The following is an 11627-nucleotide window of genomic DNA, read 5'->3' as shown; positions in this document are numbered from 1 at the left end:
TACAAGCGGCGCAACCGGATCGAGATCATGTTCGGCCGCCTGAAGGACTGGCGCCGCATCGCAACCCGCTACGACAGATGCGCGAAGACCTTCCTTTCCGCTATCGCCCTCGCCGCAACCGTCATCTTCTGGCTTTGAGGATTAATGAGTCTGGAGCCTAGTCGGCGCTCCGGAAGCGCGCGAGAAAGACCGGATCGGACGCCTCTGGGCCAAAACGACGGGTAACGTTTTCCTCATGGTGCGCCAAGTGGCGCATGGGGTCGATACTGGCGGGCAGATGCGCGCGGCTCTCTCGTAGCTGGGGTCACCCCAACTGACAGGCATGCGTTGTTTCTCGTCAAGACTCGTGAACTTGACAAACTAAGCGACTCGCGACCTGCCCCTGCACCGACTAGATCAGAACTATTCGGGCAGTTGAGGGCAAGGAAGGGTGCGAGGTGCTTGCTGCCGAGTTTATTCGCAGCGGCGAGATGAAATTAAAAGCGGCGCCAAAAATTCGATGGCTTTGCCGACGGCTCAAATGGGCGATCGTATGTGCTAAAGCCCTAAGTTAATTGGGATTATTCCAGTCCAGGTCCGCTGCACTGAAAGACAATCTTAGCCGTAAAGCGCCTCAGGGATTGGCTTAGGCACATCAACGGCCGCGAGCTCTTTCAGAAGGTTTCGCGCGTTCAATAATCTATCACCCGTCGCTTTTTCAGGTTTGCGTTGGGCGGTCTCCTCCCAAGGATCTCCATAGCCTTCATAAAAAAGAAAGACAGCGGTTGCCGCTAGCTCCAAAACAATAGAGTCTGCTTCTGCGGCGACAGAGGCGAGAGAGGTTCTTGCTTCATTTTGACTTCCGTCCTGCACCGCTTCGGCTGTGTAGGTTGAGTAAGTTCCGCCCCATGAGGCACTGGCTTGGCGCTCCTCCAAACTACCGAATAGAGCGCCCAGCTTCGCGGACGACGCAAGGTCCTCGCTGAAAGGTCCGTAATGCTTGTAAGCAAATCTGAAGCTGTCATCTAGACCCGTGGCGTTAAGCAAGTATGCAACTTTTTGAAGGCGGGTCCGGCCCACAATCTTGCCGCCCGCATCACAGATGATCTTTTTGACCTCTTCGATCTTCAAAGCTGCCATCAGCCGATCTCCCCCTCAATCATATCGCTAATGACCTCCTGAGCTTCTCTGTCAGATTGATCATAGTACGCGCGACTTAACCTATAGACGCTCAATGCTCTAACAATCTCAGAGCGTTGCCGGATATCGATCAATTCGCCCCCGTCGGTTCTGACGTTGATCTGTTCGCTCTGACCACCGTTCGCACCGCCCGCCTGGTAGGGCTTCCGCTTAGCCTCATCCGTGATGACGCGAGGCACGTCGCCGCGTTGCTTCTCTTGCCACTCTTGTAGCTTCAGAGTCACTGATGCGCAACATCTTTCGATTTTCTCTACATCTTGTCGTTCTTGTCGATTCTGTGGGTCGACGCGGTGGGTGATCATAGCCCGCACATCGAAGCACTTGAAAAGCTTGCGATTCAGCAGGCGTTCAGCGAACTGGGCCAAGAGGCGGTCGTCTGCATCTTGCAGTAGCTGCAGCGCTCCCCACACGACAGTGTCGTCGAGAGCCAAAGCCGTATCAAGGCTCTCAGGGGCGTTGGCGAACTTGATCAATGGATGATTGGACGGAAGCCCAGTTTTGCCCGGTTCGCCATCCTTAACCAGCATGACCAGCCGAACCAAAATCTCGGCGAAAAGTTTCTCCGCTCCGCGCGTTGTCTTGTGAAAGTAAATGGTCGGGTAGAGCTGAAACAATCCGAGAACATAGGCCTCCGCTGCCTGAATGGCTTTCGGGCCGATTACAAAAGTTGGAACGTGCCCCACTGCTGCATCGTCGACCCCAGTTTCAACTTCGCCAATCTCTAGATTGGCTAATAACCACGTCAGGTCAATAGCCGAATGTTTGCTTCCGGTCATCATTCTGTCGCGCTGCATGTAATCCAGGCGATCTGCATCAAACTGACTAGACACCACGGAGTTGTGTAGCGTTATTTTTCCTTCCTTCTTAATCATATTCGCTACGTTAGCTGCAAATCCAGACATTACTTCTCTGTTTAGAATTTCCGCAATCTCGCCGTTGCGAATGAGTTCATCGCTCATCACTTCATGGTCCGCCAGCCTCAATCCAAGGCGTTCACCAACGGTTTCAAATGCATGGCTGAAAGGTCCGTGTCCAACGTCGTGGACCAAAGCGGCAGCTAGAGCGATTTTCTCTCTCGACTCCTGTTTTTCCTGAGTCTTCGCCTGCACGATTTCCATCAATTCTCTGGCGGTGTGAAAGACGCCGATGCTATGTGCGAATCTCGTATGAGTGGCGCCTGGATAGACAAGCTCGGAAAAGCCGAGTTGCTTTACGCGTCGGAGTCGTTGAAAGGGGCGGCTTTGTAGAAGTGTCCAAGCTACTCTTTCAAGTTCGTTGCGGGTGTCGAACTCTATAAGGTTATGTATCGGATCTCGTATTCTCTGAATTGCCACGCTGTGAACCCGCCCCTTCGCAAGTTTATTGGTGTACGAAATGTTGATGTTATCACAAGTTGTAGCGAGCTCAACTGCAGGCCGACACTACCGATGCTGTGCGTTGATCCAGCGATGTGTGTGCCATGTCCGACCAATGTAGCAAAGTCAAATCCCTTTGCCTCTCGCAGGCACCGTGGAAGTCGCTTTTCGGTGCCGGATCCGCCTATATCGACTTGGGTCAGAGGCGCTGCCCGCCGGGGTGCTGGCATGTTCTTTCCGCGGGTCCAGTGTGCGCAATCTCCGTCTCTGATCCGAGGTGCCGCGAACGTTTGGCCTACGCCCTAGACTTCCCGGAACCTGGTGACTCGGCCCTATGGTGCGGTGAAGAACCGCTCCGGAGGAACTCGGACGTTGTCTGCTGTCGGCTCAGAACTTCGTCGCCATCTCCGGGTCGAGGCGACGCGTTCGGGGATGATCGCCCGAGGCTTCACGGGCGTTTGGGGATTGCTCTTTGGTTCGCTGAACCTGTGCAAGCGGATTTTGTCTGTACAAACGGGGAACACGCTTGCCTAGGGACTGCTTTTTTTGTGCAGTTTCTTTTATTTTGCGACCGGATCTGTCCCCTCCTAAGGGATAGGTTGCAGGTTCGAGTCCTGCCGGGATCACCACTTGTCACGGTTTTTCCTTTCCCTCCAATGTGTTGGTGTCGCCTTTGGCGAACCTTTCGTGAAGGTTCACCACGTTCTGTTCCCCATTCGTTCGGGCGATCAGTTTTTCGAACGCGGCATCGGCCAGCCCCTCGCGGCCAGCCGCTTCAGTGTAGAGTTGCGCCAGAGCCAGGGTCTTGTGGCCGGCGACAGCGGCGATTTCGTGGGGCGTCGCCCCGGCTTCGGCCAGGCGGCGGGCGCAGGCTTTGCGGAGGCCGTGCGAAGTGCGGACGTCCAGCCCCGCCTCATCGCACCATTTCCGCATCGCGTTCCCGAGACCTTAGGCCGAGCGTTGCTTGCCCGAGCCGAGACCGATCCGGGAACGGTACGCCCCGCGCCGATCAGGCCGCGGGTGCGGTGCCCTTCAAGGGCAGCCTCCTATCGGCGGATGAATTCTTCGGAACCGTACGCGGCCCCCAGTTCGGCCGAGAACGCCCCCTTGCGAAAACGCCAGCGGCGCTTGCCGTTGTGGTCTTGATAGGACGTCGCGCCCGGATATTGCTTCCGGTTTTTCATGCGGTGGCAGTGTCCCAGGGGCTCGAAACGATGTCTTCTGCGGTGTTCACGAAGACGACGATCTTGCCCGTGCGCGGGTCGATCTCGCACCGATCCACCGGGATTTCGGCGTTACGGTAAGCTTTGAGCACTCGGGTCACGTCGGTCTGGGTGAAGTTGGCGGGTTTTCGAGCCATCAATCCGTTCTCCCTATTGATTTTTGACCTCCCGCAGGATCGCGGAGGCATCGAGAGTCAGTTCGCGGCAGACGGCACGAAACACGGCCGAGGCGTTGACCATCGTGAAGGCTTCCAGATCGCGCTCGTTGCCCTCGGGGCCGGTCAGGTCGGCCAGGAAGTCGGCCATCGCCCCGCGACCGGTGGGCAGGTAGTTGATCGTCACCTTGTCACCGGCCACCGCCATGAAGGTGTCGCCCCCAACGGGGTCGAGCGGCAGCCCGGGGGTGCCGGGGTGCTGCACGGCCGAATAGGCGAAGACGGCGGCGGCCTTGAAGGCATCCGCAGGGCGGTGCCCTTGATCGACCAGAGCCCGGGCAATGGCGATCTCCATCACGTTGCGGAACTCGAACCTGCGGTGCCGCCCCTTTTCGCCGCCGCCGCCCATGCCCTGCCCGAGCACGTGATTGCGGCCGAGCCAGAGTTGCAGCTTTTCCTTGGGCAGTCCCGCCGCCTTGGCGACCGCCTCCGCCTTCCAAGTTTCGTTCCAGAAATCCATGCTTGAAGCTCCCGCAGAATGTCGTCCGATATTCATCGCGCCACATGGCGGCGCCGTCAAGGAAAATCGAACGATACTCTTCACTCCGCGAGGATCGACGCAGGGATGCGCCCAGATCTGGACGGAAGCCCCTTGAGCGATCATCCCAGCAACAGACGGCGAGCGTCCTGCCAGATCGGATGCGGAGGTGCGGGAAGGCAGCGATCCCGGCGGCAATTGAGCCGGTACGAGCTGACGGCAGCGGCGGTTCCGACAGGCCAGCGGCTTTGGCATAGGCGGCAAGGAACTCGGGGTGTGACGGCGGCATGTCCGGCAGCGGCACACCCTTCTGCCCTTTCGGGCGGTATGAGGTGCCCCTAGATTTGTAGACGCTTTGCTCCCTAACTTTGACGCAAGTCGTCAATGCGACCAGCCCTGAAGGCCAGAACACCCGCCGACGCCCTCAAGGACTGGCGACGTCAACGGCCCGAACTCCTCAGGAAGCGGGGGTCTACAATCACACGGGATGTGACACCGGGCGTCGTCCTCGCCTCTTGGCCAGGACAGATCGTTATGCGCGCCCTCTGCCCCGAACCTCGCGCAGGATCGATCTTGCCATGACGAGCGCAGAGCTCCGGGGGGCTTTGCGATCGTCCGGGACGGAACGCCTGTGCCAGGGCAATTCAGTGCAAAGTGGCGCCCGCAGGTGCAACCGTGAAGATCGAGATGCCATCCGACAGGGATGTGCTGTTCTTCGATAGTTCCATTGTCACGCCGGCCGTTTCGCTGACCATGGCCGCATTTTGTTGCGTCACCGTATCAAGATGCGAAATCGCCGTGTTGATCTCCGTGAGCGTTATCGTCTGCTCCTGAAGACCGCTTACCACCTCCCTGATACGTTCGCTGATCCGGTCGACGCTGCGGAAAATTCCGCCAAGATCCCCGCTGGCCTTGCTCACCAGAGTCGCTCCGTCGCGCACATACTCGCTGCTTTGAACGATCAGGGATTTGATTTCCTTTGCGGAATCTGCCGATCGTTGCGCCAGTTGCCGCACTTCGGACGCAACCACCGCAAAACCGCGTCCGGCCTCCCCCGCACGGGCGGCCTCGACCCCGGCATTCAATGCCAAGAGGTTCGTCTGAAACGCGATGTCGTCGATCACAGACACGATCTGGGAAATCGACTTCGAGGAGTCCTCAATCCTCTGCATCGCTGCGGTCACATCTTCGACGACCTTGCTGCTGTCTCCGGCCGCTTTCCGGGTGTCCTGCGCTTCGCGGCCGACTTCGGACGCATAATCCGCCGCTTTCCGGGCGGTGTGGTTCAGTTGGTCCACCGCCGCAGCGGTCTGTTCCAAAGTGGCCGCCTGCGTTTCGGTGCGGCGAGACAGCTCGTCGGCATTTCCGGACACTTTCTGGGACATTCCGTCGATGGTGTTGGCCACGCCTTTGACTTGCCGGATCAAATTGGCCATGTTTTCCGAGGCCGCGTTAAAGCTGTCGGCCACTTCCTTCATGCGGTCCTGGGCAGACAACTCGACGCGATATGTCAGATCGCCATTGCTCAGCGCCTGGAGTCCCTTCGAGATCGCGCGGATGGCCTCGCGTTGCCGTGTGATTTCAGTGGCGATTTTCGTGATCTGAACGACCGTCCCCGCTTCGTCAAAGACCGGGGCATAGGTCGCGGCAATCCAGATCACCTCGTCATCCTTGGTAATCCTCGGAAACTCGTCCGTGAAGAATTCTCCGGCGCGCAGACGGTTCCAGAAATCCTGGTACGCCTGTGTCTGGCGGTACTTTTTCTGGACAAACATACTGTGGTGTTGGCCGATCACCTCTGCGGCGGTGTAGCCAAGAGCACGCAAGAACATGTCATTTGCTTCCAGGATCACCCCCTCGGGGGTGAAGTGGATCACGGCCTGGGTCCGTTCGACAATCTGAACGATTGCGTCAGCTTTGTTAACGGACTTCGGCCCACTGGACCTTGAACGCCGATTGAACCACATCTTCGCCTCCGCGTCTGTCTCTGCAGGATGCATAGAGACGACATATTGAAGCACCCTTAAATCTCCGGGATGCGCTGCGATCATTCCCGCGCCCGGGCGCTGTGGGTCTGTCGCTTGTCCCGGCCGTGTTGCGGCAAACGGCCTCGAGACCCGCCCCCCTGCCGGTGTCCGACATCGATCCCCTTGGAGATCCGGGATGCATGGCCCTGGGCGCCGGAGCGTGCATCCGGCCAGATCGACCTGCTCAATGTGCCGGAAGAGCCGGGGTCTTCGTCCGGCCGGTTCGACGATCTAGGGCATCGCAGTCCGGCGGTCCCGCTTAAGTGCCCGTCGGTCCGCGAGACGCGGCAGCCACGGAACCTCGCGTGATCGGCCGGCACCCGGTTGGACGGGCAAGGGGCCGCCACGGTCCCGCAAGCCTTCGATTCGTTGGCAGAAGCAACGGCCACCGCCGCTAGCCAAGATGCGGCCGATCAGACCAGATCCGCGAAAAACGGGATATGGCTGGGGCGGTAGGATTCGAACCTACGGTGCGCGGTACCAAAAACCGGTGCCTTACCACTTGGCTACGCCCCAACGGTGGAGGCGTAGATACGGGATGCCCGGACGGGCTTCAAGCCCAATCTGGCGAAAAAATGCGCCCGGGCCGCCACGATCTCAGACCGATAGAGGATGCGCCTTGGCCAGTCGGTCGAAGCCCATCAGCGTCTCCACCAGGCCGGGCATCTCGGCCAGCGGAATCATGTTGGGACCGTCCGAAGGCGCGCGGTCGGGCGCCTCGTGGGTCTCGATGAAGACCGCGGCAACGCCCACGGCCACCGCCGCGCGCGCCATCACCGGGGCGAATTCGCGCTGGCCGCCGCTCGACCCGCCCTGGCCGCCCGGCTGCTGCACCGAATGAGTCGCGTCCATCACCACCGGATAACCCAGCCGCGCCATGATCGGCAGGCTGCGCATGTCGGCAACCAGCGTGTTGTAGCCGAAGGACACGCCGCGCTCGGTCAGCAGGATCCGCCGGTTGCCGGTCGATTCGATCTTGGCCACCGCATTGGCCATGTCCCAGGGCGCCAGGAACTGGCCCTTCTTGACGTTGACCGCAGCCCCGGTTTCGCCCGCAGCCAGCAGAAGGTCGGTCTGGCGGCAGAGAAAGGCGGGGATCTGCAGCACGTCGACCGATTCGGCCGCAGGCGCGCATTGCTCGGCGGCATGGACATCGGTCAGCACCGGCACCTCCAGCTGGCGGCGCAGTTCGGCCAGGATCTCGAGCCCCTTGTCGATGCCGACGCCGCGGCGTCCCGACAGCGAGGTGCGGTTGGCCTTGTCGAAGCTGGCCTTGAAGATATAGCCCGCACCGGCCGCCGCGCAGGCGTCCTTCATGGCACGGCCGATCATCAGGGCGTGGTCCAGGCTTTCCAGCTGGCAGGGACCCGCGATCACTGTCAGCGGGCGGGTATTTCCGACGGGCAGGCCGCCGATCTCGATATGTTTCATGTCAGGCTGATACTTGTTCGCGAAGGATGGACAGGGTCAGCGAGATCATGAGGTAAATGCCGCCGAAGATCAAAAGGGCAAGCGCGGTATTTTCGACGGCGCGCGGATAGGCCGCCTTGTCGGGCGCGACCGGACTGACCCCGAGCGACAGGTAGCGGACCTGACGGTTGGCCTCGATCCGGGCGGTTTCAAGCTGTTCCAGCGTCTGCTGCAGCAACAGCTGGCGGTTGCCCGGATCGGCCTCGGCGATCCGCAACTCGGCCGAGACCCGGGCCAGCGAGCCGCCGCTGGAACTGCCCTCGGTCAGTACCGCGCGCAGCTCGCGCACCATGGCATCCAGTCGGCGGATGTCGCCCTCGACGCCCGAGACGCGCGCGGCATTGGGCGTGGCATTGTCCAGAAGCTGCTGCAATTCCAGCCGCTTGTGCCGGAGTTCGATCTCGAAGGTATTGATCTGGCCCATCAGCGCGGCGGTTTCGCCGGCAGGGTCGATCACGCCCAGCTTTTCCTGCAGTGGCAGCACCCGGTTCTGAGCCTCGGCCACGCGCGCTTCGGCCGTATCCTGGCTTTGCCGGGCGCCCGCCATCTGATTCTCGCGCAGGCGCTGGGTCAGGCCGTCGATCCGGTCCTCGGCATAGGAAATCAGCGCCTTCGAGAATGCGGCCGAGACCTGCGGGTCGGCGGCCAGAACCTCCTTGTTGAGGATGCCCTCGGTCGGGTCGATCGAGGATTGGCTGAAATGCGCGCGAATCCCCTGATCCTCGTCGAGGCGCAGCATCGCATCGCGCGATTGCAGATCGCTTTGGACTGCGATCGAATCCTGCTGCATCGCGAGGCTGCCGCCCTGGAACAGGCTGCCCGGCCCGCCGCCGCTGGGCGAGTTGGCCTGCTGGATCACGAATTCCGGCGGCGTGGCCTCCATCGGCGTCGCCACCGCGAAGACGTAATAGCCCGCCAGCGCGGTGGGCAGGACCACGAAAACCGACAGCCGCGCCGTCAGCATGGTCAACGCCCGGCGGCGCCGGTGGGCGATGTCGCGCTGGATGTCGCTGACCGCGCGGGCGCGTTCGGCGGCGGGCGAAGTCAGCGCGGCAGGACCCGGTGCCGGGGCAGGAGCGGCAGGGGCGGCCTGCGCGCCGGGGGCCATGGCGGGGCCGGGCGTGGCACCCGCCCGAGCGGCAGGGTCGTTGGCCCCGGGCGCCCCGGGCGCGATGGGCCGGGCCTCGCCGAAATTCAGCACGGAGTTGCGGCTGAACCGGTCGATCCCGCGGCTGCGACGCTGCCGGATGGCGTCGAAATCCGAGGTGATCGACAGGCCCTGCTTTTGCGCGATGCGGCGGGCCATGCGCAATTCCCTGCCGGACAGCCCTTCGCGGCGGATCTGCTCGATCTCCCCAAGCGGGATTCTGTCGGCGAAGGCAGGGACGGGGGAAGGGGCGGGGACGGGGGCAGGGGCACGGGCGGGGACAGGGGCCTCCAGAGCCGGGGCGGCAGATCCCGCCGATGCCCGTTCGCTCCGGGCGGCGCGGGCGCGTGCTGCCGCGGCCAGCACGGCCTCGGCGGTACGGGTGTTGAACGTCCTAGCCTTGGCTTTGGTGGTCACAAAGGGATCTTGCCTCTTTCAGGCTATCGAACAGATGCAACTGGCCATCCCTCAGCACCGCGGCCGAGCGGCAGAACTTCTCAAGCGTCCGAGGTTGGTGCGAGACACTCACGACCGTGGCGGTTTCCAGCCGCTCGCGCAGGATCGCCCCGGCGCGGCGGTTGAACTCGACATCGGTGGTCGCGGGCATGCCCTCGTCGATCAGGTCGATGTCGAAGTCGAGCGCCAGCATCAGCGAATAGGGGAACCGCGCCCGCATGCCCTGGCTATAGGTGCCGACCGGCATGTCGTAATATTCGCCGATCCCGCACAGCCGGCGCGAGAACGCCTCGACATAGTCGGGGTCGAGCCCGGACAGCCGGACGATATAACGGGCGTTCTCGGTGCCGCTGTGGCGGTTGACCACGCCGCCCATGAAGCCCAGCGGAAACGAGATCCGGCAATCGCGCTTGATCCGCCCTTCGTCGGGCTTCTCGATCCCCGCCATCATGTTGATCAGCGTGATCTTTCCGGTGCCATTCGGAGCCAGCACGCCCAGCGAGTGGCCCAGTTCGACGCGGAACGAGACGCGCTCAAGGATCACCTTGCGCTGCTTGCCGGTCCAGTGGCCTTTGCTGACCTCGATGAACTCCAGCATGCCCCGATAGGCCGCGCGCCCAAAGGGGGCGACGGTCCAGAATTGTTTCCAGATCGAAGCGTAAAGGACGATCAGGGCCAGAATATTTCCGGCAGCCGGGGACGATCCCGGCTGCCGAAGCGGTCAGTCGCGCTTCTGCACACGCATCAGCTTGCCCGCGCCGATGGCCATCAGGGCGGCGGCGAAACTGAAGAGGGCGCCCATCTTGGCGGCTTCCTGCACGTCGATGCCGTCGAGCGTGATGCCCGAGTTGAAGGCGACCGACGCGATGAACAGCGACACCGTAAAGCCGATGGCCGCGACGCAGCCGACCACCAGCAGATCGGCGGTGCGCATGCCCTGCGGCAGGCCCAGCCGCAGCCCCCGCGCGGCAATCCAGCCGAAGACCAGCACCCCCACCGGCTTGCCGATCAGCAACCCGAGGAAGACCAGCCAGGTCGGCACCCCGATCGACGAGAACTCGACCCCCGCATTGCAGAGCCCGAAAAAGAACAGGACGATCTCGACCGGCACCTTCAGATTGTGCTCGATATGGTTCAGCAGGTCGGTCAGGTACTGCTCGGCCTCGGAGAAGATGCCGAAGGCGCGATCCGCATGCGGGATCGCGGGCACCACCGGCAACAGCCCCAGCGCCGGGTGCAGGCCTGCCTCCTGAAAGCCGAACCAGCTTGCCGCCCCGGCCAGCGCATAGGGCCAGACGTTCAGATAACGCCGCACCCAGCTCGAGACCGGCCGCATCTGCCGGCCCCGGTCCAGCCGCCGCGGCAGCCAGTTGAACAGTACGAACACCGCCAGCGCCGCCCCGCCCGACAGCAGAAGCCACAAGGGCTGCAGGTCGCCCGACGGATAGAAGACCGCAAGGATGATCAGTCCGGCCGCATCGTCGGCGATCGCCAGCAGCAGCAGGAACCGCACCGCCGGATGCCCGGCCCCGAAGACGATCCGGCCGACCAGATAGGAAAAGGCGATATCGGTCGCCGTCGGGATCGCCCAGCCGCGATGCACCGCATCGAAGGTGGTCGAGCCGAGGATCGCCGCCAGCCCCAGATAGACCGCGATCGGGCCAAGCATTCCGCCCAGCGTCGCGAAAAGCGGCGTTGCGGCTTTCCGCCCCCGCAACGAGCCGTTCCGGAGGATGATCGCCTCCCAGACCTCCTTGGCGGCGATGGCGAAGAAAAAGGCCATCAGCAGGTCGTTGACCAGATAATGCACGGTCAGGGTCCGGGTGACATGGCCCTCGACCTCATGCGCATGACCGATGAAAAAATCGTCGATCAGAACGTATTCGACGAAATCATGATACGAATTCGGGTGCAGATTGACCCAGACCAGTGCCGTGACGGCGCCTCCGATCAGCAACAGCGAATAGGCCGTCACGAAATTCCAGACTCGGTACATTCCCCCGTCATTCCCTTCCGTTCCGTTTGCCGTGGCTTAATCGAACCCTTTCCGATGGGCAACCTGCCCTGCGGTCATATG

12 protein-coding genes and 2 tRNA genes are annotated in these 11627 nt (G+C 61.9%); 2 read left to right on the top strand and 12 right to left on the bottom strand.

All coding sequences use genetic code 11. The features are described 5' to 3' along the window. The coding region (locus EV657_RS13010) for a transposase (protein WP_166673706.1) at positions 1 to 138 on the top strand (138 nt) is incomplete at its 5' end. Between the two features lie 459 nt (positions 139 to 597). Here the strand turns inward: EV657_RS13010 and EV657_RS13005 are convergent. Together EV657_RS13005 and EV657_RS13000 are read right to left on the bottom strand one after the other, a co-directional pair. Next, entirely contained in the window at positions 598 to 1119 is a 522-nt protein-coding gene (locus EV657_RS13005) for a hypothetical protein (protein WP_134078192.1), read from the bottom strand. After that, positions 1119 to 2513, bottom strand: a complete 1395-nt coding sequence (locus EV657_RS13000) for an HD domain-containing protein (RefSeq protein ID WP_166673705.1) — start codon at positions 2511 to 2513, stop codon at positions 1119 to 1121. The genes EV657_RS13005 and EV657_RS13000 overlap by 1 nt, the downstream gene beginning before the upstream one ends. A 518-nt stretch (positions 2514 to 3031) precedes the next feature. Here EV657_RS13000 and EV657_RS21615 point away from each other — a divergent pair. After that, positions 3032 to 3163 (top strand) — tRNA-OTHER (locus tag EV657_RS21615). 4 nt (positions 3164 to 3167) lie between these two features. Here EV657_RS21615 and EV657_RS12990 read toward each other — a convergent pair. The 10 genes from EV657_RS12990 to EV657_RS12950 all read right to left on the bottom strand — a co-directional run bounded on the left by EV657_RS12990 (position 3168) and on the right by EV657_RS12950 (position 11546). After that, positions 3168 to 3467, bottom strand: coding sequence for a tyrosine-type recombinase/integrase (locus EV657_RS12990; protein ID WP_134078189.1), 300 nt, complete (start codon positions 3465 to 3467; stop codon positions 3168 to 3170). A 113-nt stretch (positions 3468 to 3580) separates the two neighbouring features. Then, positions 3581 to 3718 (bottom strand): hypothetical protein, encoded by a 138-nt coding sequence (locus EV657_RS21610; protein WP_166673704.1) that lies wholly within the window; start codon positions 3716 to 3718, stop codon positions 3581 to 3583. After that, entirely contained in the window at positions 3715 to 3894 is a 180-nt protein-coding gene (locus tag EV657_RS12985) for a hypothetical protein (protein WP_134078188.1), read from the bottom strand. Before EV657_RS12985 ends, EV657_RS21610 begins: the two co-directional genes overlap by 4 nt. 13 nt (positions 3895 to 3907) lie before the next feature. After that, on the bottom strand, positions 3908 to 4432 hold the full coding sequence (locus EV657_RS12980; protein ID WP_134078186.1) for a hypothetical protein: 525 nt from the start codon (positions 4430 to 4432) through the stop codon (positions 3908 to 3910). Positions 4433 to 5094: 662 nt separating this feature from the next. Then, positions 5095 to 6417: a methyl-accepting chemotaxis protein gene (locus EV657_RS12975; RefSeq protein ID WP_134078184.1), complete on the bottom strand. Its 1323-nt coding sequence runs from the start codon at positions 6415 to 6417 to the stop codon at positions 5095 to 5097. 501 nt (positions 6418 to 6918) lie between these two features. Then, positions 6919 to 6993 (bottom strand) — tRNA-Gln (locus EV657_RS12970). A gap of 81 nt (positions 6994 to 7074) precedes the next feature. Continuing rightward, positions 7075 to 7908 carry a 3-deoxy-8-phosphooctulonate synthase gene (gene kdsA / locus EV657_RS12965; protein ID WP_075786836.1) on the bottom strand — a complete coding sequence of 278 codons (834 nt, stop codon included), beginning with the start codon at positions 7906 to 7908 and terminating at the stop codon, positions 7075 to 7077. Position 7909: 1 nt separating this feature from the next. Continuing rightward, positions 7910 to 9253: a KpsE/RkpR family capsule polysaccharide export protein gene (locus EV657_RS12960; protein ID WP_243837594.1), complete on the bottom strand. Its 1344-nt coding sequence runs from the start codon at positions 9251 to 9253 to the stop codon at positions 7910 to 7912. Between the two features lie 235 nt (positions 9254 to 9488). Beyond that, a complete protein-coding gene (locus EV657_RS12955; RefSeq protein WP_134078182.1) occupies positions 9489 to 10148 on the bottom strand; it encodes an ABC transporter ATP-binding protein in 660 nt (219 codons plus the stop codon). A 123-nt stretch (positions 10149 to 10271) separates the two neighbouring features. After that, positions 10272 to 11546: a Na+/H+ antiporter NhaA gene (locus EV657_RS12950; RefSeq protein ID WP_113670453.1), complete on the bottom strand. Its 1275-nt coding sequence runs from the start codon at positions 11544 to 11546 to the stop codon at positions 10272 to 10274. Positions 11547 to 11627 lie beyond the last annotated feature (81 nt).

The sequence above is a fragment of the Rhodovulum visakhapatnamense genome, assembly GCF_004365965.1.
Classification (GTDB): domain Bacteria; phylum Pseudomonadota; class Alphaproteobacteria; order Rhodobacterales; family Rhodobacteraceae; genus Rhodovulum; species Rhodovulum visakhapatnamense.
The sequence above is the reverse complement of the archived record's forward strand: the minus strand, read 5'-3'. Positions and strand labels throughout refer to the sequence as shown.